We start from the raw sequence: 23,742 nt of genomic DNA, 5'->3' as shown, positions 1-23,742 counted from the left end.
AGAACAATCAACCTGCAGGATGAACGCATGGGGAGGAAATATAAACCGTTATGCCTAACTCTTCCCATAACCAACGGGTAAAAAAAGATTAGGGATAACCCGGGTGGAGCGTTATGGATCCTGCAGATAAGTCTCCCACAATCATCATTCACGAGGAGTCGGACTCGCTTGAGGAACTGTCAGAGTACCTTGACGTCCTGTCGAGCAGCGCCCGGCTCAGGATATTAAAATTTATTGAAAAGAAACCCCGTGATGCCCGGTCGATCTCAAAGGAGATCGAGACCAGCTACGAGAACACGAAAAAACACCTTGACAAACTGTTGAGTATCGGCGTCATCAAGAAGGATGCCGGCCTTGGAGCGCCCACTTCAAAGGGCATTCACCCGGTATGGGAGTATTCCCTTGTTCCCGGCGGTCTGGAAGCGATCATACGGAACCTCGGTTTCTTCTCCAACACGCGGGTTCAGATCCTGGGAAGCGAGATCTCGCGCAGGCTCGATGAGGTCAAAGGCACCCTCTCAAAAGAAGTACTGGGTAACATGCCTGCAGCGATCGTGCTCGGGGGTCAGGATGATGGAAAACTCTTCCTCCTCAAGCACGATCTTGTGAATATCGGGAGGATCGATCCGGAGAACGCCGATGCCACCGGTCCCGACGACCTTGTCCTTTCCGAGGGCTATACGGCAGTAACGCGCGTATCAAAACCCCACGGACGATTCGTTCACGACAAAGACGGGTGGTTTATTGAAGATTGTGGGAGTACCGGCGGTACTCAGCTCAATAATCGCAAACTCGAAAAGAACGTAAAAGAGCAGCTGCGTGACGGGGATCTCATCGAATGTGCAAAAGGCTCATACGGTGTAAGGCTCCTGGTAATACTCCCGGAAAAAACCTGATACTATAAGCCAGATCAATGCCAACGGATACTCACGAACCAGTAATCTGAAAAACGGATAAAACCCCCATTTCCCCAACCCGGAATATCCATGATACCGATGTACCGAATCCTCTGCGCAGTCCTCTTCACGGCTCTTGCCCTTACTTGTACCTGTGTACCCGTAATTGCTGCAGATCATGTCGTTGCTCCCTCGGGAGCAGAGTTCGCCAGCATTCAGGAGGCGGTGGACTGGTCCAGTAGCGGGGACACCGTTCGGGTGGAAAGTGGAACCTATGATGAGAATGTCCGGCTGGAAAAGAAGATCTCTCTTATCGGGATTAACAGCGGAAACGGCGTTCCGATAATCGATCCCAATGGCAAGGGCAATGCAATCCAGATCCTTGCGGATGACTGTACTGTCGACGGTTTCATCATCCAGAACACCGAGATGGCAAGCGGGATCCGCGTTGCATCCAACAACAATGTCATTCGCAATAATGTCCTCCGGAATAATGGGCTTGGGATATCACTCGTTTCCGCACGGAAAAACAGCATCTCCGGTAACGAAATAACGCAGAACAACCAATACGGCATCTCCCTTGAATCCTCTTCTGATAATCGCATCGAGCAGAATACGCTCCAGAAGAACACCGTTGGCATAACACTTGATGCAACTTCGCTTGCCAACCTCATCATTAGAAACAATTTCCTCAACAACCAGAATGTAATATCCGAGAGTCCATCCTCGACGTGGAGCTCCCTTCTTGCGTATTCCTACACTTACCTTGGCCAGAAAACAGAAAGCCGGATGGGGAATTACTGGAAGGACTACCAGGGGCGGGATAAGAACGGGGATGGTATCGGGGACGTTCCGTACGTGGTCAGTGTCGGGACAATCCAGACCGGGAAAAGTGGAACGGCGCAGAACATCCTGGATGAATTTCCCTTGATGGACCCGCGCGAATATTATACCGGCGTGGTTCTTGCCACAAGCAGCCCGGGCCTGAAACCTACCGTTGTAACCCAGACCTCTTCAGCAGCAACCGTTTCAGCCTCGCCCATTTCTACTCTCACGCTCCAGGGCACGGTCACATCCTCCCCGGATGTGCAGGTTTCCAATACCCATGCCTGGCCTGCGATCCCTTTCAGCATACTAATAGTGCCCATCCTGCTGGTCATTCTGATAATTGTGGCTGGTATCTGGTATCTCCGTAAAAACGGGTCGAAACCCGGTGAGGGGCCGGGCATTAACCCGATCGTACGGGCAACATCGCTCGTGAAAACCGCCATTGGGAAAATCCCATCCCCTGCTACAATTCTCTCGAAGAAGACGGCTCAGTTGGAGGGTGCCCAGACGAGTCCTCATCTGTCGGTAACCGACCAGAAGAACTACTTCCCGCGGGAACTGGAGAATAAATATACCGAAATAATGTTCGTTGGCCGGGGGGGAATAGCATGGGTCTTCTCTGCGGTAAGGAAGACGGATGATGTGCGGGTTGCCGTGAAGATCCCGATCAGTTTCGACGAAGTTACGGGGAAATGTTTCTTAAACGAGATCGCAGCCTGGGAGACGCTGCGCCACCCGAATATTGTTGAGGTGACCGCGGTCAATATCCTGCCCATTCCTTATGTTGAGATGGAATTTGTACCCAGTTCGCTTGAGGCGATCGAAAAGCCGCTGCCGGTGTGGAAAGCAGTCCACCTCATCACCGGTATTGTTGATGGGCTGCAGTACGCTCACGAGCATGGGTTCATCCACAGGGATATCAAACCCCACAACATTCTCTTAACGGAAGATCTTGTGCCCAAGATCACGGACTGGGGGATGAGTAAGGTTCTTGCAGCGGATGTCAAGAAATCGAGCATTGCCGGCTTCTCTCTTTCCTATGCAGCTCCGGAACAGGTATCTCCTGCGGAATTCGGGCGGACCGATGAACGGACGGACATCTACCAGCTGGGCGTGGTGTTCTATGAGCTGGTGACCGGTTCACTCCCGTTTGGCGGAGAGAGTATTGTTGAGGTGGGGAATGCGATCCTGCGCGATCCCCCCATACCCCCTTCGGCGTATAATCCCGATGCAGCAGCTGTCGAGAAGATCGTCCTGAAATGCCTTGCAAAGAATCCACACGACCGTTATTCTTCAGCAGCTGAACTCATGGCCGCTCTCCAGGGATACCTTGACGAAGATGACGACTGATTATAATTCTGGTATCGTGGTGAACAGATGACTACTGGTGATTCCTGAATGACACCCCCTGAAAAAACGTTTGAACCGGCAGAGTGCGGGCATTGTGGCGGGCTCGGCTGCACCTATTGCAATAAGACCGGCACGGTTCTTGTCACCGCTCCCAAACGACAGTGCCTCCACTGTGAGAGCGTTGGCTGCATCTATTGCGGGTTCACCGGCTGGACCGGGCCAAAAAGTAAGTGCGACTGACTCCGTTACCTGTTTCTTTAAAACTTCCCCACAACTTTCCGGGGTAACACGCACTCCTCGTATCTCCTGGCAAAATAGCGATCGGTCATACCGGCGATAAAGTCCCGTACCAGTTCAGCCGGTGTAGCAGAACCAAGATAGGTTTTGCTGACATATCCACTGTCGATAAAATCGGTAAAAATACTGGCTCTGCGGTTATCCTGCTCAAGATCCCGGAGACCTGCAAAAAACAGGGTGGCAAACATCTGTCGGATCTTCTCTCGTTCGGTTATCAGTGCCGGGTTGTCATAGATATTGGTTCTGGAGAATGCCCGCAGGTTGATGAGGGCTTTCTCAACGTCCTGGCTGTACGAGATAAATCCGGTCTCTTCCGCATCGCTGTTCTCAAGGAGATCGTAGATCAGGGTATTGATGATCTGGCCGTTATTCTGGCCAAGGACCTCCCCGCAGATATCCGGTATTGGCATATCCTCATTGATGAGCCCGACTTCGCGGGCATCCTGGATGTCCCTGCCAATGTATGCGATCGTATCTGCGAATTTGACAACACATCCTTCCAGTGTCATTGGTGAACGGGATCGCTTCCCTCCCGCATTTCCCTCAACCTTCTGATCGAATGCCTCAAAACTTTCACAGCGTTCAGGTGCAATCCTGACATCGTCAGCCTCTCCGTTATGGCAGAGGACTCCGTCAAGTACCTGGACCGTCAGATCGCAGTCCTCGATCCTGTCAAGGAACCGGACGCTCTGGACATTGTGGAAAAATTTCCCGATCCCGTTCTTTTCGCAGAGTTCCGAGAGGCAGGTTTCGCCAAAATGGCCGTAAGGGATGTGACCGATATCGTGGCCGACAGCAATTGCCTCGATCAGGTCTTCATTGAGCCGGAGGCATCTCCCGATGGTACGGGCAATCTTCGAGACGAGCTGGACATGGATAACCCGGTGGGTGATATGATCGTTTTCAACGAGATAGAAGACCTGTGTCTTGTCAATATACCGGGTATAGGCCCGCGTATGGATAATCCGGTCCGCATCCCGGGAGTAGGGTGTCCGGATGTCCTCCGGTTTTCTCCCAAAACGGCGGATTGCCCCGGAGCTCCGGGCGGCAAAGGGGGAAAGGAGCGATTCGCGGCGTTCGGTCTGCATCCGGATTGCAGACTCCATCTCTGGATCCGGAACCCGTGTGAGGGCAGATCTCGGCATGTCATCGAGAATCTGTCCCGGAGCATCTTAATGGTGACGAAACCGGCAGAACCCTGCACGATTTTAGAATGCTGGAAAACGTGTATCATGCCGATGCACTCTGGGGGAATGCACCTGAATCGTGAAGCTGGCCGTTATTGATCGAAAGCGTGTCGATCTTCACCCCCGGCATTGCCGAAAGTTGTTTGTTGATTGCCTGTTCAAGACCGGTTTTTGCCTTTTCGCGGAGATTTAAGGAATTGGTATAAGGCCGAGACTGCCATCCGAGAGGTTGATTCTGACGGTACCTGAACCGGCTTTTTCCAGGGTTCCCTTGAGATATACCGGCCCTTTCACCGTGTAGCCGAACTTCTCGAGATCTGCATTGGCAGAGACTCCATCGCGTTCTTGTTGCCAAGTCTGACCTGCATGTTCTTGAGCGGGCCGTTGGCATTGTTGGTAGCCTGCATAATCGATGTCAGTACCTCGCTGGTCACTGTAACGTCCATGGGTGCCGAAGCCCCGTACTTGATCGTTGATGTGAGAGCGAAACTGGATGCAGGGCCGGATAACTTCACGTTCTCCCGTGCAAGCCAGTATACAAAACCGCCCCCGCCCGGCGTATTAGGATCATTGGCGATGATCGCAAGGCACCGTGACATGCCGGTATTCACGCCGCCAATTTCGATAGGAAGTGAGTTGTCCTCCCCATCGCAGGTATAATCGCTTGGGAGTACGCTTACTGCGATCTTCACGTTAAATTCTTCCAAGGCTCAAATAACCCTCATTTCCGAAGGATCCCCCGATACGAGCATCAACCTGTTGGTCGTGTTCTTCTTTTTTACCGTATGGCAGATGCTTTGTTGCAGAACCGGTTACTTGTATTCCTGCCCGGTAATCAGACGGTCGATCTTGGAACGTCTGTGCTTATGATCGGCCATACTTACGCGCTCCCCAAGAATTGGTTCAAGGATCCCGAAGAGAAACGGACCTTGGGAATACATCAGGTCAAATGTATGTTCTTTTTGCCCGTGCATCACATACAGGCTGTCCTGGGTGGAGGTCCTGGTTTCGCAGATGATATCCACGGATTCAATCTCCTGGATGGGAACAATGATCGTTCCCATGGAGCTGGTAGCGATACTGTCCGTTGCCATGGAACGGTATTTCTGCCACGGACCCACACTCCAGTCCTTTGCCCGGAAGTGGGTTATCTCGTCTGTTGTCTCTTCGATAGAACAGGACTCCTGCATCACCTCATCATCTGCGTCCGACATTACCTCATCCGTCTTTGGGTCCCACGTGCAGAATATGAGACGCCGGCTGGTTACAACAAGCGTGTAATGAATAACAGATATCAGTCCCTGTTCCACAAAGGGGACGATCCCGACGACGATTTCACCCGCAGCAGGTCGTGTTCCGGTTGCAGGGGCCGCTGAAACAGGGGATGCAGGTACCGTAACCGGTGAGGTAACTATGGGAATGGCCATACCGCATTGGCCACAGAACTTCATTCCGGGAACGAGGCCGGTTCCGCAATTTGTACAGAATTTTTGACCGGGTGTCATTGGTGAACGGTGAGCCGGCCGGCTATAAAATATGCATATATTGATGACTGCATACGAGACCTTTGTCTCAATCTCCACATCTTTATTGTCTTGTGCGAACAACTGCTGAGAGTACATCATTGTTTTTACTGGAGGCTACCCATGGCAAAGAATACTACACCAAAACAACAGGCGGATGAGGAGTGCAAGAAGGAATGCTCCAGTTGTCCGACCGCAACAACCTGTGCATCGGCAAAGAACGGGAAGGCCGGATTGCCTCCCAAGGTGGATATTGATGTCAAGCACGTCATCATGGTCCTTTCCGGGAAGGGCGGTGTAGGAAAATCAACGGTTTCCGTCAACCTTGCCTATGCGCTCTCGGCCCATGGCAAAAAAGTCGGGCTCCTGGACCTTGATATGCACGGTCCCAACGTGCCCAAGATGCTGGGGATCGAGGATCACAAGCTTGCGATGATGGATGACCGGATCGAACCCGTTCACGTTACAGGTAACCTCTCGGTCATCTCCATGGCGTTCCTGCTGCCCGACACCAGCACCCCCATCATCTGGCGCGGACCCATGAAGATGGCTGCAATCCAGCAGTTTCTCACAGAAGTACACTGGGGATCGCTTGATTATCTCGTGGTGGATCTTCCCCCGGGTACCGGAGATGAAGCCCTGACTATCGCACAGCTCGCCCCCAACGTCCGCGGGGCGGTTGTGGTCACGACCCCGCAGGACGTTGCCACCATGGATGCCCGGAAATCTGCAAAGTTCATCGAGAAACTCGGCCTCCCGGTCATCGGTATTGTCGAGAACATGAGCGGGATGCTCTGTCCTCATTGTGGCGAAGAGATCGATCTCTTCGGTAAAGGTGGCGGTAAGAAGATTGCCGAGGAACTCAAGGTGCCGTTCCTTGGCGCGATACCGCTGGATATCGAGATGCGCAAGGCCGGCGACGAAGGCAGGCCATTCATTATCCGGCGCGGCGACAGCCCTACCTGGAAGTGCGTGGACAAAGTCATGGAAGAGCTCATCAGGGTTGTTGAGGGATAAGCATGGATTACCTGCGGATTCTTACCGGAAAGGAGCAACCGCTCCCCATCTACAAAGGAGTGATCGTGGCGCTGGAGAATCCGCTCGCTTTCCCTGATTTGCTTGAACCGATTTACCGGGAAGCGATGAGCCTTGATGACGATACCCTGGACCGGTTCAGGTTTTCCTTAATGCGCCTTCAGCTCTGGGCGGATGTCCACAGAAATGAGGATCTGGAGAAGGCTATGCACATCAAGTACGTCTCTCAGGTGCTCGAAAAAGTGATCTTCGGCACCCTCGTTATGGAACAGGGTGAACCTTCCGTAGACTGATTTTTTCCGGTCCATAACCTTTTTATCGTCGGGCATGTGCACTGGTGATACGCTTATCACCCTGCCCGTTCAATACTAGGAACATCAATCCCATACCAGAAACCGTTTTACCTATTCGCGGTTATGAATACCAGATAATTATTCAAAAATCGGAGCAACAATGACATCACGCATGCAATCCCCGCACACAACCTGCCCGGGGTGCCAGGAAGAAGTATTTCTTGACGAGCTCGTGGGGGGCAAATGCCCCCTGTGCGGCTGCTCGCTTGAGGATTTCGATGAGGCGTTCGGGGAGTACGAAGGTATCCTCGATCGCTCTGATCTGTCCTGGCTGATCTTCAACTATTTCGTTTTCAAGAAATTTGTGGATCTGGGCGTGCCCCCTCACCAGATCATGGAGTTTGTAGCCGCCTACGAAGCAAACGCGGAGAAACCCCCCGAGGACTGGAACAAAACCGAATTTGTGCTTGAGATCCCGATGAAGACCCTCGACAAAATCCGGCCCAAGCACTGCGTCAAATGCCAGAAATGGTTTTTTGCGGGTGGGAAAAAACAGATTCGGGGCGATATGCGGAAAACCGCTCTGAAGATGGAATATTCCTGCGATCGGTGCTGACGACCTTTCTTCTTGCGATCCCCCTATTTTTCTTTAAAATAATTGTAGTTTCGTGTTTCTACCCATTATGAAGCCATTCAGTTCCGATGAATCCTGCGAACCGGAATAATCCCGTTTTTGAGGAACCTGAATTCCCAGCAGATATGTCCCAATGGCTATATGTCCCCTTTAACCATGCCACTTTTTTAATTTTATCGAGATTTGAGCCATTTTGTGGGCAAGCATATTCATATATTTGATGGGGTATTTTCCTCTTCAATTAGTATTATTATAAATACATTTTGTTTTTAAAAAACAATGTATCCGCTGGGCATTTGGTAAAATTTGTATATGTCCCCGACCTATCTGCTGTGGGGATAGGTGATATTCCAATATCCCTACACCAAGAAGGTGCCATATGAAATTGGTTAACAACAATGACAATGCATTCACCGGTCTCGAGGCAGCGATTGTGCTCATCGCATTCGTTGTCGTTGCGGCAGTGTTCTCGTACGTGGTGCTCGGCGCCGGGTTCTTCACAACCCAGAAGAGCCAGGAAGTTGTCCACACGGGTGTACAGCAGGCAAGCTCAACCCTTGAAATCGTCGGAAACGTGTATGGTAGTGCGAATAATGCCGGAGGGGTAATCAATGCAGTCAATTTCACCTGTGCTTTAGCTCCAGGGGGAACGCCGGTTGATTTTGAGAAGGTGGTGCTGACGTACAGCAATGCAACACAACTCCAGACCCTCACACAGGGAGCAAAAGGAGACGCAGCAACTGCGGGTAAATGGACCATTGTAGCTGTCCAGAACCAGGTAACCACCGATTCGGTCCTTGAACGCGGTGAGCAGTTTGACATTATGGCTATGCCAACCAACGGCATAACAAAGAACGATTATTTCACGATAGAAGTAAAACCATCCATAGGTGCTGCACTCGGTATAACCCGCACTGGCCCGGCTTCAATCCAGAATGTAAATATCCTTTACTAATTTTTTCTTTTTCACCAGTATGTGGTTTCATTCATTCGTCATTGCTTGTGGCTGCTGTTACACAGGCTTACTTTGGTTTACAACTAAAAATTTGTTTACAACCAAAAAAAACAACTATTACTGCCCGCGAGTATAATCCATGCCCAGGATTGTTCCCGTCTGGGCATCAACCCATCCGGTTGCTGTCATCGGCGGGGTTGTAGCACGAAGGGTTTCATCATCGAATGCCACGTTCCATGCCAGGGGGATGCTGCCCGGGCGGGGAGTAACCCCTGGTGCATGCTGGTCTTTCCACTGTAGTTGGGTAGAGAGGATCCTGACACTGTTGATAGATTCAGGGGAAATCTCCATTGTCTTCTGGAGTATTGCAAATGTTGCTTCCCTTTTTGTCACGAGAGGTTCCGAGGCAATGGAAAAAGCATTATCCGGATTGTTCCATCGCCGCTCGTATCCAGTGATATCCCCGGTTACCGGATCAATGGTAACTGTAAATCCATCCCCCTCACAGGGAATATCCAGTATAATCCGGTCATACTCGAACACATACCGGCCTGCAACCGGTGTCCCGTTCTCTTTTTGGGATTCGAACGTCCCAGCACTCATATTGATCGATATCGGACCGTTCCAGCCTGCAATGGTCTGGTCGGCGATCCTCTGTGCCTCGGCAAGGGAGATGACCGGGGCGGCAGGCTGTCCGCCCGCGGGGATCCTGTTGGAGAATGAGATGATCTGGCCGGTCTCCGGGTCCAGGGAACCGGAGAGGAACGTAGTGTTCATTTTTACGAGAAAAAAATCCCATGAACCTGGGGTCGTGGGGATATCCCGGTACCTGACCCGGACCGTATCGGGTTTTTGGGATCGGAAGGAGGTAGTGACAATCCGTTTTGCCTGCTCTGCGGTGATCTTTACCGCGTCCTGCCCCGGGCTGAACGGCTCACCACTGATGGCATCGATCCAGACCGGGACGTTTCCCTCCTTATCCGGATCGGATAGGGGTATGATACCAAACTCATAATACTGTCGTCCTTCCCACTCCGTGAGATTGACACTCGCAACCGTATAATGAAGTGCCGGATACTCAAGGCGGACCCGGTCCGTTGCAGTATCGACTGGAAGCAGGCCGGATCCAGTCAGATTTTGCAGGCCCGACCCAAGAATGATCTGTGGTGTAACCAGGATGGTTGCGTTCTCGGTCCGGCTGCCGGTCGGGGCCTGACTTATTGTCCCATGTTGAGGTGTGTCGGCGGATATTATCATTGAAACTGGTTGGGCCGGCGCTGTTTGTCGGAATTGCTGGTGGATGTCGGGCTGATCTCCCAATATTAATAAGGTCAGAATGACTGCGAGAACCACGATGCCGAAAAAAATTAGGATCTTTCGCAGGAGCCTGCGTTGTTTCTTGGCCACTACATGTCGGCGGTACCGTTCAGGAAGATATGGAGCATCATCCTCTTCCGGGCTCCTTTGTCTGCCGCCTTCCATGAGTCTTCACTACCATATTTCCTGCAGGGAAATAAAAAAAGACCGGGTTTGCAGTCTTTTTTTCCCCATTACCGGGCTCGTGAAATGCAAATCCCCCGGGTAATGGCGGGGAAATACCTGTACCGTTGCTAAAAAAGATGGGCCGGGATAAATACGTTCAGTTTTCCTTGTATCTTTTCCGGGAATAGACATACAAACCGGTCGCAATTGCCGCAATTATCAGGATTATGATAGCAAGGGAAATGGGATCCATGGAGAACCCGATCACGCTCGGGCCATACGCCATATCCCGGGGCCCGGGCAGGGAACTTGCCGTCACTTCCACCCTGAAAACGGAGACGGGTGGAAGCGTGCTCCGGTATTCCGATGGCACGGTCATATTCGTGACGGATACCCCGGTGCCGTTGAGATCAGGTGCTGGGGTAAGGATGCCGATCTGGTTTGCATTTCCTTCCGCAGCGAGTGCAGCCGGAACCAGAATGCTTACGAGAACCAGGGAAATGAGAATCCATGTTGTTTTTTTTATCCGGTGTTTTGTGATTCTATCCATTATGCATCGCTAAGTGGTTCGGAGGGATCGGCCAACAAGTTTGTGGTTTGCAGCAGACATGGCTCCGGGTGTTCGGCAGCAGAAATACCGGGAACGATGGGATGGATCTGATGCGGTTTTTTCGTGGGGGAAAACCCGCGGGAGTAATCAATGGATAAAAAATGGGATGATCAATAGGTACGTCCAACGAGCGTTGCGTTGCCGGGCCTGCCGCAGACAATGCACGCTCCCTCGGTTGCAGAGACATACTGCGAACGGACATCTGTCCCGAGAATGCTCGCATTTGTCTTCTCCTCAATGGCATCCCCGCAACTGCGATCCTTGCACCAGTGGACTACGGCAACTTTTCCCTCGTTGAGGGCCGCATCAAGGGCCGGCATGGAATCCACGCTGACCAGGTGGGATTTCGTGTGCTGCTCGGCCTTTTCCCGGATCGCCTCAGTGATCTCACCGAGTACTCTCGTGATGCCATCCGTAATGGTTGCCAGTTCGAGTGAGGTCTTCTCACCGGTTCGCTTCACGGCCATCACTTTTCCGGCATCGAGATCTCTCGGTCCGAGTTCGAGCCGGAGCGGGACGCCGCGGAGCTCCCACCAGTAATATTTGGCGCCGGGGCGCATGTCACGGGTATCCATCTTCACCCGGAATCCTGCGGCCTTGAGATCCGCCTCCAGTTTCCGGGCGGCTGCGAGCACATCCTCGTGTCGCTTGCCGATTGTGATCGGGACGATGATGGCCTGGACCGGCGCTGCTGCCGGTGGGAGGATGAGTCCCTTGTCATCGCCATGCAGGCTTATGAGTGCCGCAATGCACCGCTCCGATATGCCGTAGCAGGTCTGATTTGCGAGCTGCTGAGTCCCATCCTTGTCCTCGTACGTGATAGAGAATGTCTTTGAGAAGTGGGTTCCGAGGTGGTGGACCGTGCCGATCTGGAGGGTCTTGCCATTGGGCATGATCGCATCCACGGCTATTGTGTAGTCGGCGCCGGGGAACTTGTCCCAGTCCGGCCTCTTTGAGATGATGATCGGGATGCAGAACTTGTCATAGAACTCGCGGGTGAGGCCGAGCTCGTACTCGACCTGGGCTTCCGCTTCGTCCCATGTGGCATGGACCGTGTGGGATTCCATGAAGGAGGTGATCTCGCGGAGACGAATGAGCGGTCTGGTCTGTTTTGTCTCGTACCGGAACGTGTTTACGATCTGGTAATATTTCATGGGCAGGTCTGCATGCGAGCGGAGCCAGAGCGCGTACATCGGGTAAATCGCGGTCTCGCTCGTTGGCCGGAGGGCGAGCTTGACTTCGAGGGGGGTAGTTCCCCCATGGGTCACCCAGTAGACCTCGTCCTCGAACCCCTTGATGTGCTCGGCCTCTTTCATGAACTCCTGTTCCGGGATGAGCAGGGGAAAGAGCGTCTCCTGGTGGTCGCGGTCGAGGAGCTCGCGGAGCTGGTTGTACACGAACTTGCGGATTGCAAACCCGTACGGGTACCAGACATAGAGTCCCTTGACCGGATAACGGACATCCATAATCTCGGCCCGCCACAAGAGATCATTAAACCATGCAGAAAAGTCCTGTTTCTGGGGCAGGGTGCCCGCGTCATCGTCCATGTCCAGTAACCCTCTAAGTTACTAATTGTATGACGACAGGCGTAATAAAAGCCTCGACGCACGCTGCGACTGCAACAAGCGGGAGCACGTACAGGAGGAAGAGTTTAGCATATTTTCGCGCCGCGACTTCCGTATCCGGGCCCCCGTACCATTCAGCAACGAGTGCCTGGGCGAGCAGGATGCCAAGGGCGCCGGCAATGATGAACGCCGGGATTTCAAAGATCCCGTGCGGGACGAGGGCGGCAGCAACAAAGAGTGGGCTGTGATCCTTATGGATGACCTCCATGATCGCGCCTATCACGATCCCGTTGAGACTCATGATAAAGATCGTGAGGATGCCAAAGGAGGCTCCGCCAAGGAAGAGGAGAAGACAGGCTTCGAAGTTATTGAAGAAGAGCTTGACGCACATGTCCGGGGCATTGTCCGTTGACATCTGGCCGGCAACCTCCTTCTGGAACAGTTTCATGAGATCCTGGCCGATATCCGGGTTCTGGGCAGATCCGATCCACCCGACAGTGATGGTTGCAGAGAAAAGGAGGAGGGTGATAATAATGGCGTTTGTCAGGGTCGGATTAGACATACAGGACCATCCGGACCATGTCCCGCACACCCGGAGCAAAGCCTACCACAATCATTGCGAGCAGAACCAGATGCCAGAATGCGGGGTTTGCCTCCTTGCGGTAGATCTGCATGATGTAGATAGCCGGGAACAGCACTACCAGTTTCAACGGGAACATGACAAATGCCGTACCTGTTGCACTGATGAGTGCCGATCCCACGACATGCGCCTCGACATACTGGACCGATGGGTGGAGATCGATCCCGTAGCTTGTTGCGCTGGCATCCAGCAGCTGGCCGAAAAGGAGCGTGATATACAGCGGATCCGCCACATACTTCCACGAGAGGACATAGCGCATAAATAACCAGACCGCGGTTGTCGCCACAAGTGCAATGAGCGGGATTGCGAAGAGGATGAAGAAGTCAATGCCATGATGCGTGGTGCTCCATGCTGTGAGGATGAGGCAGCAGACGAAGAGCGCGAAGATCCCGGCCCCTGCATAGAATGTCACGAACTCTTTTGTTATGCCAGAAACAACGAGCCACCGTGAGATGAACATCATGCCGATGACAAAGAAAAAGAGCACAAAATAGATCAGTGGCGTTACGAGCAGGAATTTCCAGTCGCCGGTTATCATGCCGGTATCCTCGATGACCCGGACAACTCCGCCAAGGATGATGTAAGGCACTGTGGCAAGGATGAAGGACTGGTTGATGGTTATTCCGATATCTGCAAGCCATGTTGATGTCGAGAGCCAGCGGTAGAGTAAATAAACACCGGCAACGAGGATGATTGCGTAGGTGAGCGTATCCACGACATTATAGGCCTGGCCCTGCGTAATGGGATCGATGTAATATTTGTAGATGAAATCACTAATCATCCATGATAAGAATGAGCGCAGATGCAATAAAATTACTCAAACCCCGAGTCTTTGACAAGTCCAAGTGGATGCAGCTGCCACGGGTTGTCGTGATCGGCCACGATGTTCTATCCCAGATCCCGGCAGTCTCTGAAGACCTCAAGCTCGGGTCATCTGCACTGCTTGTTTCCGGGAAGGGTACCATGGGCCTTGCGGGAGAGAAGGTCCGGGATATCCTGTCGGCTTCCTGCGATGTGACCCCCTTCATGGCCGAAGAGATCAGCGTCTCGGTCATCAAGGAATGCGAGAAGGCCGCCCGGGGTATGGATTTCCTGCTCGGGGTTGGGGGCGGGAGGGTGATCGACACGGCAAAGATCGTCTCGTACAATCTCAATCTCCCGTTCATCTCCGTACCGACCGCAGCATCCCATGATGGCATCGCGTCTGCCCGGGCTTCGGTGCCAATGGCTGAAGGGCACTCGTCACTGGAAGCTGAACCCCCGATTGCTATCGTAGCCGATACCGGCATCATTGCTTCTGCCCCGCACCGCCTCCTCGCGGCAGGGTGCGCAGATGTGATCTCCAATTATACGGCAATCCTTGACTGGGAGCTTGCCCACCGGATCAAAGGCGAACCCGTGAGCGAGTACGCCATCGCCCTGTCGAAGATGACCGCTGAAATCCTTGTCAAGGATGCCCACCTGATCAAGCCCCACCAGGAGCAGTCTGCATGGCTGGTGACAAAAGCGCTTGTCTCCAGTGGCGTTGCAATGAGCATTGCGGGATCTTCCCGGCCGGCAAGTGGCGGGGAGCACAAATTCTCCCATGCCCTTGACCGCCTAGCCCCAGGTAAGGCGCTGCACGGTGAGAGTTGCGGGATTGGGACTATCATCTCCATGTACCTTCACGGGGGCGACTGGCGGGGCATACGGGCATCGCTCAAGAGTATCGGGGCCCCAACCACCCCGGCAGAAGTCGGGATCGAAGACGCTGTTGCAGTCGAAGCGCTCCTGATGGCAAAGACTATCCGTCCGGAGCGCTTCACAATACTCGATATGGGGCTTACAAGAGAATCAGCAGGGAATCTCATACAGATGCTCTACCGGGAATGAGGTGAATCGGCATGTCAGAAACAAAGACGAAAGTAACGCTTGTCGGAACTGTTCTTGCAAAGCAGGGTGTCGAGTTCATTTATGAGGGTGAGGTTGCCGAATGCGATACCTGTAAGGTGAAAAAAGCCTGCAACAATCTCCAGAAAGGCAGGAAGTACCGGATTGTCTCGGTCCGCACCACCCACCACGAATGTCTGGTCCACCTTAACGGTGCAACGGCCGTAGAAGTGATGGAAGCGCCCATCACCATCCTGATCAACCCGGATATGGCGATCGTCAACTCCAAGATCAAACCGGAGCTTTCCTGCAACAAGAGTGACTGCAGGAGTTTTGACCTCTGCCGCCCGGAAGGGGTGGTGAATGGTGAGAAGTATGTGGTCAGCGATGTGCTCGGCAATGCCCCGAATATCTGCGAGAAAGGCCGCTCGCTTAAACTGGTCGAGATCCGGCCGGCGTAACCTTTTTTTGTCAATCCGTCTCAACCTCTGTCCGGCAAATGCTGACGGCAGGTTAATCCTTGAATCCGTTGAAACTCCTTTTGATGAATGTACCTGTCCTGCCGTGGCAGAAACATGTCCGGGATGACGGCTGGCTGGCCGAACTCGTTTCAATGAAGTACAAATACACTCCTTTTACAGGAATTCATTCGTATGTGGTGTCTGTCTCTCCTGGTAGATCGAGGGCGAATCATTACCCTGAAAAAAAAGAGGAGTGGATTGCACTTGCCGCAGGTACTGCTGCACTTCACCTTGTGGATATTAAGACCGGTGTGCGGGAATCGAGGGTCTTGGATACCCGTTCAGAAGATTTGGACTGGTTTATATTTCCCCTTTCATTGCGCACTCGATAGAGAACACCGGTAACGGTGAAACCGCGGTCATTGTTTTCAGCAGAACGCCGGAAGATCCTGCGGATACAATTCCATTCCCGTTTGATACATGACATCAGAACACCATTCCCTTGGTTGCGCTGTAATGTACATGCCCCGCTCAGAACCTTTCAAGCAAACCTTGAGTTTATAATTTCAACCGGCATCACGACCCTGCATGAAAACCCGATCCGGATCAATCGAATCCTGAACTAAAATTATTAACCGGACTGTGGTTTTTTATTTTCAATCGAACCTTGATTGAAAATTTTCAAGCGACCTTTGGTTGAAAGATGCTATCTGAAATCATGCTTCCGTCGTGAATTGCATATTTTTATTTATACAAACCTGTTTAACTTTCTGCAACCGCACCTTGATTGAAATTTTTTTCGCAGACTTTGATTAAAATTTTTTCAACAGACTCTGATTTTAAAAAATTCATTGCGATCATGATAGCGATTGAAAATCCGATACGGATCAATCAAACCTTGAACTTTATTTTTCAACCGGATCTTGACTGAAAAAAAACACATGACATTGCACCAAAAAAACAAGATCCTGTCCTTCAACGGTCCATCCTTCCCGCCCACACCCTCTCTGCCAGCCGGACAAGTTCATCATATCCTTCTACTTCCCTCCGCCACCGGACTGGTATCGCATCAAGTCCCCAGTATGCCCCGGCCAGTGCCCCGGTACATGCCCCGACCGTGTCGGTGTCCCCGCCAAGATTGATGGCCGAAAGGATTGCGTTTTCCAGGGTCTTGGCATTCATGAAGCAGGTGAGGGCTGCGTGGGAGCACTCCACCGCATCCAGCCCGGGAATTATGCGATATTGATCATAATTCCCGAGTACGGCATGAACCTCTGGGTTGCTACAGAGGGACCGGGCATGCCGGAACGCGGTCTTCCGTGGAACGCCCCGGCACAGGTTGCTTGCCATGGTGTTGAGGAAGGCCGAGCAGTGGCCGGCAACCGGATCGAAATGGGTTATTGCCGAGCAATCAATGCTTACATTATATACTTCCCGTGCTGGGAAAAATATGCCAAGGGGAAAGCCCCTCATCACACTCCCGTTGGACCGGCTGCTGCCACGACATTTGTCGACAAGGTATGCGGCATGGTGCGGCAGGGTCCCGGATTGCACCAGATCAAAGAAAAGGGAGGATGTCGGGCCGTACCATTCCGTCCGTTTTTTGTAACCGGAAATAAGGCGAGATATAATGTCTTTTTGGTCAAAGCCCCTGCATGCACCAAGCGATTCCGCAACTGCCATAGCCTGTAGGGTGTCATCAGTTACCTCCCCCTTTTTCCGGAAATGGCGCCCACCGGGACGCATTTCGGTCACGAAAGGCCCTGTATGAAGAGATCCCTCCAAAGGCGCACCCAACGCATCGCCAATTGCGAGCGCAACCAGTGATCCCACGTGCCGCATTTTGCCTGTTATAAATCTCACCAGTAAGGTATATGTGCACCACAAAAAAAAGGATCAGGTTAGAGAAGGTGATAGTGTGCAAAAGGAAGAGTTACTGCATTTACATATGCTGATGATCCACATCAAGAAGTATTACGAAGGCGTCACCAACGAAGAAGTCGGAACTGAACGATATAACTCTCTTGAAATTTCACCGGTCCATATTCACAAGGACAAGAAAGCCCACAAGGACGCTCTCCTCACCCTCGGGGATGAGATCGTAACCCATATCCACGGACATTCCCTGCCTGTGGTGAACTATTCTTCAGAGACTGCATCCCAGAAAGTTGCAGCCGAACATTAATCTGTATGGATGAGGCGCTGGCATTCCGGGAGATAATCTCCCGCATCCTCACCCTTCCTCCCGGCGATGCAGCTATTGTTGCAGCCAAAATTGCTGTCTGCCGGAAGTATGGGTTATCTGCGGTACCGAAAAATTCCGCAATCCTGGCCGCTGCCGTACCGGAGGATCGGGAAACCCTCCGGAAGATCCTGATGGTCAAGCCTACCCGGACGCTCTCGGGGGTTGCACCGGTAGCGGTTATGACCTCCCCTTACCCATGCCCGCATGGCAAGTGCCTGCCCTGCCCCGGTGGGCCTGATCACCCGTATCACTCCCCGCAGAGTTACACCGGTGAGGAACCCGCCGCAAAACGGGCACGGGAGCATGACTTCGACCCGTTCCGGCAGGTGCATGCCCGGCTCGAGCAGTTCGAGATCCTCGGCCACCGGGTGGACAAGGTCGAGCTGATCGTGATGGGGGGGACCATGACCGCCCGGCCGGCTGAGTACCAGGAGGAGTTCGTCTCCCGCTGCATTGAGGCGATGAATACCTACCCGGGCGGCTCTCCCTCCCCGGCATACCTCCCGGTTGGCGGGGTAGAGGCCGCGAACGAGACGTCCGCGATACGCTGCATTGCGATCACGTTTGAGACCCGGCCGGACTGGTGCCGGCGGGAACACATCGAGCGGATGCTGGATCTTGGTGTGACCAAGGTCGAACTCGGGGTTCAGCATGTGGATGATGAGATTCTCACGTACAACCGGCGGGGCTGCACGGTTGCTGATTCTGTGGAGGCCAATACACTTCTCCGCGATGCGGGGCTCAAGGTCGGGTTCCACATGATGCCCAACCTCCCCCATTCTACCCTTGAGTCTGACAGGCGAATGTTCGAAACGATCTTCTCCGATCCCCGGTTCAAACCGGACTTCCTCAAAATATATCCAACGCTCGTTACCCCGGGTTCCGAGATCGAGGACCACTGGGAGCGGGGGATCTATTCACCGTACCAGGAAGATGAACTGGTGGATCTCATTGCATACGCAAAAACCTTGATCCCGGAATATACCCGGCTCCAGCGGATCCAGCGGGATATCCCGGCAAAACTGATCGTTGCCGGCTCCCGGCACTCCAACTTCCGGCAGCTGGCCCAGAACCGGCTCAAGGCAACCGGCCGGCACTGCCGCTGTATCCGCTGCCGGGAGATCGGCAGGCTTCCGTCCGTTGCTGAAGCAGAGATTCGGGTTCTGCAGTACGAGGCCTGTGGCGGAACGGAACATTTCATCTCGGCAGTCTCGGGCGACTCTCTGATCGGGTTTGCCCGGCTCCGTTTCCCCTCTGCAGTCTTCCGCGCTGAGCTGGAGAATGCAGCGCTCCTCCGGGAACTCCATGTCTATGGCAGTCTTGTATCCGTGGGGAAGGATGCGGAATCCGAGGAATGGCAGCACCGCAGCTTTGGGCGGATCCTGATTGGCCGGGCCGAGGAGATAGCATCCGGTGCCGGCTTTTTGCGGCTTGCCATCATGAGCGGTATCGGCGTGCGCCCGTATTACCGTAAGATGGGTTATGAACGCAGGGGGCCATACATGATCAGGGATCTCCCATGAACCCGGCCACCACCGAATTCCTCCGCCAGCGTTTTTCCGAGTATTACCGGAAGGCGGTCCTTCCTGCCCCATCATCGCTCGGACAGCGGGAGTGGGGTTTTGTCCTCTTCCAGGCAGGTTCCACCGAGATGCGCATGCGGCGCCATGTGGGTTTCTCCAGCCGGGATGAGTTGGGGGATTATATCCGGAACCTCATCCCCCAGCATACCTACTACTCAACGGCCTACTATGAGAAGCCGGATGCCGGGACCATGGCCGACAAGCACTGGCTCGGGGCCGACCTGATCTTCGATCTCGATGCAGATCACATTGTCCGCGGGCCATACGACCAGATGCTTTCCCGGGTCAAGGTAGAAGTGCAGAAACTTCTTGCCATGCTCATCGATGAATTCGGAATGGACAAAAAGACCCTTGAGCTCGTCTTCTCCGGGGGGCGCGGGTATCACGTTCATATCAAGGACATCGCGTTCCGTGGCTGGGGCAGTGCCGAACGCCGGGAACTGATCGATTATGTCTGCGGGATCGGGATCGATCCCTCTGCCATGCTCGCGGGGAAGCTTCCGCAATCACCCGGCTGGCCACAGCGCTACCGCGCAGCGCTCATTGAGACGCTGCAGTGGATCGCGAGCCTGCCGGAAGACGAGGCTCTTGTGTTCCTCACCTCCCTTGAAGGGATCGGAAAAGAGTCGGCAGGAACCTTCCTGAAAAACTGCGGCGAGATCGTGGCCGATATCGAAAAGCGGCCGAACAGCATGATCTTCAAAAACCGGGTTCTCCATGCGCTGGTAAGTCAGCCGGATGGCGAGTTCAGAACGCGCCTCCTCGCCCGGGCTGCCCTTGCCGATGAACCGGTCACGACCGATACCAAACGGCTGATCCGGATGCCGACCTCCCTCCATGGTGGCAGCGGCATGCGGGTCCAGCCCCTTGAACTCCGGGATCTTGCGGATTTCGACCCGCTCACTGATGCGGTTGTCTTTGGCACAAGGGATGTCCGGGTGGATCTCAAATTTGCCATGAAGATGCCGATGCTCGGAAGTACTTATGAGCTCCAAAAAGGCATCACTACAGTACCGGAAGCAGTGGCTGTATTCCTCTGCTGCCGTGGCATGGCAGAGATTGCCTGAGGGGTAACCGATGAATCTTGATGACCTGCGCAGTATCCTGCTATCAGAGCGGGAGACGGGAAGACTCACGTCCGTATCCCCGGATATCTTTGAAAAAGGTCACGCGGAACTGTCCGCCATCACAAAGAAGGTCTACGAGTTCGAGGACCCGTTCTCTGATGATGCCCGCGCACACATAGATGAGACCCTTGCGATCCGGCAGACTCTCCAGGATCTTTTTGCGATCCGCTCCCGCAAGATCATTGCGCTCACCATCATGCACGCGGAAGGCAACTACTACGACCGCGAGGAAGTCAAGCGCATGATCCCGGCCGAGAAGGCAATGTTCGAGGATATCACCTCCAGTATCGAGCAGTGCCAGGGCGTCCTCCTGCGCAATGTCCCGTTAGTTGCCCGCGCAGTACCGCTGCCTGCGGTGAAAACCCTGGAAGAAGAATTCGATGATGCGGGCGAACCATCTCCCTTCCCGGAAGAAGAATCTGCCATGCTGCCGGCTCCCGAACCGCAAGCCGCAGATGCTTCTCTCTCCCATCCCTGTGCCCTTGTACGGGTGCTTTCGGACATGGACTCGTTCATGGGGGTGGATGGGAGGATTTATACCCTCTCAAAGGGAGATATAGTGACGCTTCCTGAGCGGAATGCTGCGGTCCTAATGGAACGCAACATAGTCTTAAATATCAATCTTTGTAAATAATATTGGTATTCGATATCAACATTATCGGTGAAAATTTTATGAAAATGCCAGCGAAATTCACAACCTATTGTCCTTTCTGCCGGAACCACCAGGTACACGAGGTCGAAAAGGTAAAGAAAGGCAAAACAACGGGCCTCCACTGGATTGACCGCCAGAAGGCACGGAGAGGCAGAGTAGGCAACATGGGTAAATTCTCCAAGGTGCCCGGCGGCGACAAGCCGACGAAGAAGATCAACGTCCGGTACCGCTGTGTCACCTGCGGAAAGGCGCACCTGCGCAAGGGCTACCGTGTCGCGAAGTTTGAGCTGACGGAGTGAGCAAGCATGGTAAGCCAGATTCGGGAAAACCGGAGTAAATTCTACAAGGTAAAGTGTCCAGACTGTGAGAATGAACAGACCGTCTTTGAGAAGGCAAGCACGGTCGTCAAGTGTGTAGTCTGCGGGCACGACCTTGCAACCCCAACCGGCGGCAAGGCCAACTTCAAGGCTGAGATCGTCTCAGAGCTTAAGTGAGTCAACCCATGCTGGACAGAGAGTGGCCACAGGAAGCAGAACTTGTCGTCTGCACAGTCGAGAACGTTAAGGATTTCGTAGCGTTCGTATCGCTGGATGAGTATGGTGGCCGCCAGGGGCTCATCCCCATCTCTGAAATTGCAACCGGCTGGATCAAGTATATCCGTGACCACATCCGGGAGGGCCAGAAGATCGTCTGCAAGGTCCTCAACGTTGACCGGAGCCGTGGCCACATCGATCTTTCCTTAAAGGACGTTAACGAGCACCAGCGCCGCGAGAAGATCCGCGAGTGGAAGAACGAAAGTAAAGCCCAGAAGTGGCTCGGGTTTGTTGCCGAACAGACCGGTGAATCCCTTGTGGAGATCGAGGATGTCATTTTCAAGAAGTACGGGGCGTTTTACCCGGTCTTTGAAGATATCGTCATTGAGCCTGAAACAACGCTCAAGAAACTTGGTTTCTCGAAGAACGTCACCGAGATCCTCTTGAAAGTGGCGCAGGAGAGCGTCAAGGTTCCCCATGTGGAAGTTACCGGGCACCTCCACCTGACCTGTACGGAACCGGATGGTATCACCGTTATCAAGAGCGCTCTTAAGAAAGCGAATGCCGACCAGAAAAGCGCCGGGGTCGAAGTCGAACTTCTCTATCTCGGTGCACCCACCTACCGCATCAAGGTCATTGCCCCCGATTACAAGAAGGCAGAAAAGGCAATAGAAAAGGCTGCAAACGCCGCTATCGCCGTTGTCGAGAAGGCCGGCGGTGAAGGCAAGCTCGTCAAGAAGCCGAAGTCCGGGAAAAGCCAATGAGCGGCCGAATCCGGTACTGCCCGGCAGATCATACCTATACTCTTTCTCCCACCTGCCCGAAATGCGGCAGGCCGACCGCGGTTGCCCACCCGGCCCGTTTCTCTCCTGAAGACAAGTACGGGAACTACCGGAGGATGGCAAAGAATGATTGAAGAGATCACGATCCGGTATCTCGACAGTTTCAAGGATCAGAAACCGGTGGATCCCCTCTTCATTGAGGGTCTTCCCGGCATCGGCCAGGTCGGCAAGCTCGTAGCCGAGTACATGATCCACATGCTCGGGGCGGAGAAGATAGGCGAGATCCACTCAATTTACCTGCCCCCTCAAGTTATCCTGGACGAGACCGGCCTTGCCCGGCTTGCAAGGAACGAGCTTTTTTTGTTCCGTGGGGAGGGAAAAGATCTTATCTTCCTTGTCGGGGACCACCAGAGCACCTCGAATGAGGGGCACTACCTGCTTGCCGATGCATACTGCGATATCGCCGTTGAACTCAAGGCAAAGCGCATCTATACGCTCGGTGGGTTTGGTGTTGGCCACCTTGTGAATGAACCGAGAGTGCTGGGGGCCATGAACCGTGCCGAGCTTCGCCCCGAACTGGAAGCCGCCGGTGTCCGCTTTGACCGCGAAGAGCCTGGTGGCGGGATCATTGGGGCTGCCGGCCTGATGCTCGGCATGTCGGCTGAACGGGGCATTGATGCGGTCTGCCTCATGGGTGAGACGAGCGGGTATCTCGTGGATCCGATGGCCGCTGCATCCGTTCTTGCGATCCTCTCGAAACTGATCGGTGTCCCGGTAGACCTGACACGGCTCAACGAGCGTGCTTCCGAGATGGAGAAAGTCATTGAGGGTCTGGTTGAGAGCGACAAGCTCCAGAAAGATGAAGAGCTGACCTATATCGGGTGAGAAACCCGTTCCTTTCATCGTCTTTTTTGTTCGCTCTTTCAATACGGCACATACTCTGCCGGTCTGCTGTGATATGGAACGTTCCTGTTCCCTTGCCGATCTGAAACCCCGTCAGATCAGGCTCGTGGTACCGGGAAAGTACCCGCGTTGGGATCCGGTTTTCCCCACCAACTCCCCCTGCACCCTACATTTCGCAGGACTCCCTAACGAAATAATAATTTCTAAAAGCGGGACCCATGATGTTGAGGATGTCCAGAGTTTCGTCCTCCAGATTCACGATAAACCGTTTGCTTTGAGAATTCACGGATAG

General features: G+C 53.5%; 28 protein-coding genes. 19 read left to right on the top strand and 9 right to left on the bottom strand.

Annotated elements, in window-relative coordinates:
* Window positions 1–113: 113 nt before the first annotated feature.
* From WC598_RS13890 to WC598_RS13880, 3 genes are all read left to right on the top strand, one after another.
* Window positions 114–896: an FHA domain-containing protein gene (locus WC598_RS13890; protein WP_372962105.1), complete on the top strand. Its 783-nt coding sequence runs from the start codon at window positions 114–116 to the stop codon at window positions 894–896.
* 90 nt (window positions 897–986) lie between these two features.
* On the top strand, window positions 987–3,074 hold the full coding sequence (locus tag WC598_RS13885) for a protein kinase (protein ID WP_372962104.1): 2,088 nt from the start codon (window positions 987–989) through the stop codon (window positions 3,072–3,074).
* Between the two features lie 48 nt (window positions 3,075–3,122).
* Window positions 3,123–3,314 (top strand): hypothetical protein, encoded by a 192-nt coding sequence (locus tag WC598_RS13880; RefSeq protein ID WP_372962103.1) that lies wholly within the window; start codon window positions 3,123–3,125, stop codon window positions 3,312–3,314.
* Between the two features lie 17 nt (window positions 3,315–3,331).
* On the opposite strand, the gene WC598_RS13875 is transcribed toward WC598_RS13880, so the two are convergent.
* The 3 genes from WC598_RS13875 to WC598_RS13865 all read right to left on the bottom strand — a co-directional run bounded on the left by WC598_RS13875 (window position 3,332) and on the right by WC598_RS13865 (window position 6,063).
* Window positions 3,332–4,477, bottom strand: coding sequence for a deoxyguanosinetriphosphate triphosphohydrolase family protein (locus WC598_RS13875; protein WP_372962102.1), 1,146 nt, complete (start codon window positions 4,475–4,477; stop codon window positions 3,332–3,334).
* 371 nt (window positions 4,478–4,848) lie between these two features.
* Window positions 4,849–5,265 (bottom strand): hypothetical protein, encoded by a 417-nt coding sequence (locus WC598_RS13870; protein WP_372962101.1) that lies wholly within the window; start codon window positions 5,263–5,265, stop codon window positions 4,849–4,851.
* Between the two features lie 105 nt (window positions 5,266–5,370).
* Window positions 5,371–6,063: a zinc ribbon domain-containing protein gene (locus WC598_RS13865; protein ID WP_372962100.1), complete on the bottom strand. Its 693-nt coding sequence runs from the start codon at window positions 6,061–6,063 to the stop codon at window positions 5,371–5,373.
* A 141-nt stretch (window positions 6,064–6,204) separates the two neighbouring features.
* Here WC598_RS13865 and WC598_RS13860 point away from each other — a divergent pair, with 141 nt between their 5' ends.
* The 4 genes from WC598_RS13860 to WC598_RS13845 all read left to right on the top strand — a co-directional run bounded on the left by WC598_RS13860 (window position 6,205) and on the right by WC598_RS13845 (window position 8,998).
* On the top strand, window positions 6,205–7,098 hold the full coding sequence (locus WC598_RS13860) for an Mrp/NBP35 family ATP-binding protein (protein ID WP_372962099.1): 894 nt from the start codon (window positions 6,205–6,207) through the stop codon (window positions 7,096–7,098).
* A 2-nt stretch (window positions 7,099–7,100) separates the two neighbouring features.
* Window positions 7,101–7,409, top strand: coding sequence for a hypothetical protein (locus WC598_RS13855; protein ID WP_372962098.1), 309 nt, complete (start codon window positions 7,101–7,103; stop codon window positions 7,407–7,409).
* Window positions 7,410–7,569: 160 nt separating this feature from the next.
* Window positions 7,570–8,025 carry a hypothetical protein gene (locus WC598_RS13850; RefSeq protein ID WP_372962097.1) on the top strand — a complete coding sequence of 152 codons (456 nt, stop codon included), beginning with the start codon at window positions 7,570–7,572 and terminating at the stop codon, window positions 8,023–8,025.
* Window positions 8,026–8,422: 397 nt separating this feature from the next.
* Complete coding sequence (locus WC598_RS13845) at window positions 8,423–8,998, top strand: archaellin/type IV pilin N-terminal domain-containing protein (protein WP_372962096.1); 576 nt, start codon at window positions 8,423–8,425, stop codon at window positions 8,996–8,998.
* Window positions 8,999–9,115: 117 nt separating this feature from the next.
* Here WC598_RS13845 and WC598_RS13840 read toward each other — a convergent pair whose 3' ends face one another.
* From WC598_RS13840 to WC598_RS13820, 5 genes are all read right to left on the bottom strand, one after another.
* Entirely contained in the window at window positions 9,116–10,255 is a 1,140-nt protein-coding gene (locus WC598_RS13840; protein ID WP_372962095.1) for a hypothetical protein, read from the bottom strand.
* 382 nt (window positions 10,256–10,637) lie between these two features.
* On the bottom strand, window positions 10,638–11,030 hold the full coding sequence (locus WC598_RS13835; RefSeq protein ID WP_372962094.1) for a hypothetical protein: 393 nt from the start codon (window positions 11,028–11,030) through the stop codon (window positions 10,638–10,640).
* A gap of 170 nt (window positions 11,031–11,200) precedes the next feature.
* On the bottom strand, window positions 11,201–12,637 hold the full coding sequence (gene proS / locus WC598_RS13830; RefSeq protein WP_372962093.1) for a proline--tRNA ligase: 1,437 nt from the start codon (window positions 12,635–12,637) through the stop codon (window positions 11,201–11,203).
* A gap of 13 nt (window positions 12,638–12,650) precedes the next feature.
* Window positions 12,651–13,217 carry a stage II sporulation protein M gene (locus tag WC598_RS13825; RefSeq protein ID WP_372962092.1) on the bottom strand — a complete coding sequence of 189 codons (567 nt, stop codon included), beginning with the start codon at window positions 13,215–13,217 and terminating at the stop codon, window positions 12,651–12,653.
* Window positions 13,210–14,076, bottom strand: a complete 867-nt coding sequence (locus tag WC598_RS13820; protein WP_372962091.1) for a DUF63 family protein — start codon at window positions 14,074–14,076, stop codon at window positions 13,210–13,212. Before WC598_RS13820 ends, WC598_RS13825 begins: the two co-directional genes overlap by 8 nt.
* A gap of 11 nt (window positions 14,077–14,087) precedes the next feature.
* Here WC598_RS13820 and WC598_RS13815 point away from each other — a divergent pair, with 11 nt between their 5' ends.
* The 3 genes from WC598_RS13815 to WC598_RS13805 all read left to right on the top strand — a co-directional run bounded on the left by WC598_RS13815 (window position 14,088) and on the right by WC598_RS13805 (window position 16,017).
* Window positions 14,088–15,167 (top strand): NAD(P)-dependent glycerol-1-phosphate dehydrogenase, encoded by a 1,080-nt coding sequence (locus WC598_RS13815; protein WP_372962090.1) that lies wholly within the window; start codon window positions 14,088–14,090, stop codon window positions 15,165–15,167.
* Between the two features lie 11 nt (window positions 15,168–15,178).
* Complete coding sequence (locus tag WC598_RS13810; protein ID WP_372962089.1) at window positions 15,179–15,625, top strand: UPF0179 family protein; 447 nt, start codon at window positions 15,179–15,181, stop codon at window positions 15,623–15,625.
* 83 nt (window positions 15,626–15,708) lie between these two features.
* Window positions 15,709–16,017 carry a hypothetical protein gene (locus WC598_RS13805; protein ID WP_372962088.1) on the top strand — a complete coding sequence of 103 codons (309 nt, stop codon included), beginning with the start codon at window positions 15,709–15,711 and terminating at the stop codon, window positions 16,015–16,017.
* A 583-nt stretch (window positions 16,018–16,600) separates the two neighbouring features.
* Here the strand turns inward: WC598_RS13805 and WC598_RS13800 are convergent.
* On the bottom strand, window positions 16,601–17,467 hold the full coding sequence (locus WC598_RS13800) for an ADP-ribosylglycohydrolase family protein (RefSeq protein ID WP_372962132.1): 867 nt from the start codon (window positions 17,465–17,467) through the stop codon (window positions 16,601–16,603).
* 106 nt (window positions 17,468–17,573) lie between these two features.
* Here WC598_RS13800 and WC598_RS13795 point away from each other — a divergent pair, with 106 nt between their 5' ends.
* Genes WC598_RS13795 through WC598_RS13755 form a run of 9 tightly spaced genes read left to right on the top strand, consistent with a single transcriptional unit; the run spans window position 17,574 to window position 23,432 of the window.
* The gene (locus tag WC598_RS13795; protein WP_372962087.1) at window positions 17,574–17,810 is read left to right on the top strand and encodes a UPF0058 family protein; all 237 of its coding nucleotides are present in this window, start codon (window positions 17,574–17,576) and stop codon (window positions 17,808–17,810) included.
* A 5-nt stretch (window positions 17,811–17,815) separates the two neighbouring features.
* Complete coding sequence (locus WC598_RS13790; RefSeq protein WP_372962086.1) at window positions 17,816–19,393, top strand: tRNA uridine(34) 5-carboxymethylaminomethyl modification radical SAM/GNAT enzyme Elp3; 1,578 nt, start codon at window positions 17,816–17,818, stop codon at window positions 19,391–19,393.
* The gene (locus WC598_RS13785) at window positions 19,390–20,520 is read left to right on the top strand and encodes a DNA primase small subunit domain-containing protein (protein WP_372962085.1); all 1,131 of its coding nucleotides are present in this window, start codon (window positions 19,390–19,392) and stop codon (window positions 20,518–20,520) included. The genes WC598_RS13790 and WC598_RS13785 overlap by 4 nt, the downstream gene beginning before the upstream one ends.
* Before the next feature lie 10 nt (window positions 20,521–20,530).
* Window positions 20,531–21,214 carry a hypothetical protein gene (locus tag WC598_RS13780; RefSeq protein ID WP_372962084.1) on the top strand — a complete coding sequence of 228 codons (684 nt, stop codon included), beginning with the start codon at window positions 20,531–20,533 and terminating at the stop codon, window positions 21,212–21,214.
* Between the two features lie 38 nt (window positions 21,215–21,252).
* Window positions 21,253–21,531, top strand: coding sequence for a 50S ribosomal protein L44e (locus tag WC598_RS13775; protein WP_292547521.1), 279 nt, complete (start codon window positions 21,253–21,255; stop codon window positions 21,529–21,531).
* A gap of 6 nt (window positions 21,532–21,537) precedes the next feature.
* Window positions 21,538–21,726, top strand: coding sequence for a 30S ribosomal protein S27e (locus tag WC598_RS13770; protein WP_319377697.1), 189 nt, complete (start codon window positions 21,538–21,540; stop codon window positions 21,724–21,726).
* Window positions 21,727–21,734: 8 nt separating this feature from the next.
* The gene (locus WC598_RS13765) at window positions 21,735–22,529 is read left to right on the top strand and encodes a translation initiation factor IF-2 subunit alpha (protein ID WP_372962083.1); all 795 of its coding nucleotides are present in this window, start codon (window positions 21,735–21,737) and stop codon (window positions 22,527–22,529) included.
* On the top strand, window positions 22,526–22,681 hold the full coding sequence (locus WC598_RS13760) for an RNA-protein complex protein Nop10 (RefSeq protein WP_372962082.1): 156 nt from the start codon (window positions 22,526–22,528) through the stop codon (window positions 22,679–22,681). The genes WC598_RS13765 and WC598_RS13760 overlap by 4 nt, the downstream gene beginning before the upstream one ends.
* Window positions 22,674–23,432: a proteasome assembly chaperone family protein gene (locus WC598_RS13755; RefSeq protein WP_372962081.1), complete on the top strand. Its 759-nt coding sequence runs from the start codon at window positions 22,674–22,676 to the stop codon at window positions 23,430–23,432. Before WC598_RS13760 ends, WC598_RS13755 begins: the two co-directional genes overlap by 8 nt.
* Window positions 23,433–23,742: the final 310 nt, after the last annotated feature.

Origin of the sequence: Methanoregula sp., assembly GCF_041645475.1 — an archaeon.
Classification (GTDB): domain Archaea; phylum Halobacteriota; class Methanomicrobia; order Methanomicrobiales; family Methanospirillaceae; genus Methanoregula.
This window is presented reverse-complemented; position numbering and strand designations above follow the sequence as displayed.

What these genes read in the sequence shown, in the direction of transcription:
- WC598_RS13890 (WP_372962105.1), top strand. Translation starts at nt 114, where the DNA reads ATGGATCCTGCAGATAAGTCTCCCACAATCATCATTCACGAGGAGTCG.
- WC598_RS13885 (WP_372962104.1), top strand. Translation starts at nt 987, where the DNA reads ATGATACCGATGTACCGAATCCTCTGCGCAGTCCTCTTCACGGCTCTT.
- WC598_RS13880 (WP_372962103.1), top strand. Translation starts at nt 3,123, where the DNA reads ATGACACCCCCTGAAAAAACGTTTGAACCGGCAGAGTGCGGGCATTGT.
- WC598_RS13875 (WP_372962102.1), bottom strand. Translation starts at nt 4,477, where the DNA reads ATGGAGTCTGCAATCCGGATGCAGACCGAACGCCGCGAATCGCTCCTT.
- WC598_RS13865 (WP_372962100.1), bottom strand. Translation starts at nt 6,063, where the DNA reads ATGACACCCGGTCAAAAATTCTGTACAAATTGCGGAACCGGCCTCGTT.
- WC598_RS13860 (WP_372962099.1), top strand. Translation starts at nt 6,205, where the DNA reads ATGGCAAAGAATACTACACCAAAACAACAGGCGGATGAGGAGTGCAAG.
- WC598_RS13855 (WP_372962098.1), top strand. Translation starts at nt 7,101, where the DNA reads ATGGATTACCTGCGGATTCTTACCGGAAAGGAGCAACCGCTCCCCATC.
- WC598_RS13850 (WP_372962097.1), top strand. Translation starts at nt 7,570, where the DNA reads ATGACATCACGCATGCAATCCCCGCACACAACCTGCCCGGGGTGCCAG.
- WC598_RS13845 (WP_372962096.1), top strand. Translation starts at nt 8,423, where the DNA reads ATGAAATTGGTTAACAACAATGACAATGCATTCACCGGTCTCGAGGCA.
- WC598_RS13840 (WP_372962095.1), bottom strand. Translation starts at nt 10,255, where the DNA reads ATGATAATATCCGCCGACACACCTCAACATGGGACAATAAGTCAGGCC.
- WC598_RS13835 (WP_372962094.1), bottom strand. Translation starts at nt 11,030, where the DNA reads ATGGATAGAATCACAAAACACCGGATAAAAAAAACAACATGGATTCTC.
- proS (WP_372962093.1), bottom strand. Translation starts at nt 12,637, where the DNA reads ATGGACGATGACGCGGGCACCCTGCCCCAGAAACAGGACTTTTCTGCA.
- WC598_RS13825 (WP_372962092.1), bottom strand. Translation starts at nt 13,217, where the DNA reads ATGTCTAATCCGACCCTGACAAACGCCATTATTATCACCCTCCTCCTT.
- WC598_RS13820 (WP_372962091.1), bottom strand. Translation starts at nt 14,076, where the DNA reads ATGATTAGTGATTTCATCTACAAATATTACATCGATCCCATTACGCAG.
- WC598_RS13815 (WP_372962090.1), top strand. Translation starts at nt 14,088, where the DNA reads ATGAGCGCAGATGCAATAAAATTACTCAAACCCCGAGTCTTTGACAAG.
- WC598_RS13810 (WP_372962089.1), top strand. Translation starts at nt 15,179, where the DNA reads ATGTCAGAAACAAAGACGAAAGTAACGCTTGTCGGAACTGTTCTTGCA.
- WC598_RS13805 (WP_372962088.1), top strand. Translation starts at nt 15,709, where the DNA reads ATGAATGTACCTGTCCTGCCGTGGCAGAAACATGTCCGGGATGACGGC.
- WC598_RS13800 (WP_372962132.1), bottom strand. Translation starts at nt 17,467, where the DNA reads ATGCGGCACGTGGGATCACTGGTTGCGCTCGCAATTGGCGATGCGTTG.
- WC598_RS13795 (WP_372962087.1), top strand. Translation starts at nt 17,574, where the DNA reads ATGCTGATGATCCACATCAAGAAGTATTACGAAGGCGTCACCAACGAA.
- WC598_RS13790 (WP_372962086.1), top strand. Translation starts at nt 17,816, where the DNA reads ATGGATGAGGCGCTGGCATTCCGGGAGATAATCTCCCGCATCCTCACC.
- WC598_RS13785 (WP_372962085.1), top strand. Translation starts at nt 19,390, where the DNA reads ATGAACCCGGCCACCACCGAATTCCTCCGCCAGCGTTTTTCCGAGTAT.
- WC598_RS13780 (WP_372962084.1), top strand. Translation starts at nt 20,531, where the DNA reads ATGAATCTTGATGACCTGCGCAGTATCCTGCTATCAGAGCGGGAGACG.
- WC598_RS13775 (WP_292547521.1), top strand. Translation starts at nt 21,253, where the DNA reads ATGAAAATGCCAGCGAAATTCACAACCTATTGTCCTTTCTGCCGGAAC.
- WC598_RS13770 (WP_319377697.1), top strand. Translation starts at nt 21,538, where the DNA reads ATGGTAAGCCAGATTCGGGAAAACCGGAGTAAATTCTACAAGGTAAAG.
- WC598_RS13765 (WP_372962083.1), top strand. Translation starts at nt 21,735, where the DNA reads ATGCTGGACAGAGAGTGGCCACAGGAAGCAGAACTTGTCGTCTGCACA.
- WC598_RS13760 (WP_372962082.1), top strand. Translation starts at nt 22,526, where the DNA reads ATGAGCGGCCGAATCCGGTACTGCCCGGCAGATCATACCTATACTCTT.
- WC598_RS13755 (WP_372962081.1), top strand. Translation starts at nt 22,674, where the DNA reads ATGATTGAAGAGATCACGATCCGGTATCTCGACAGTTTCAAGGATCAG.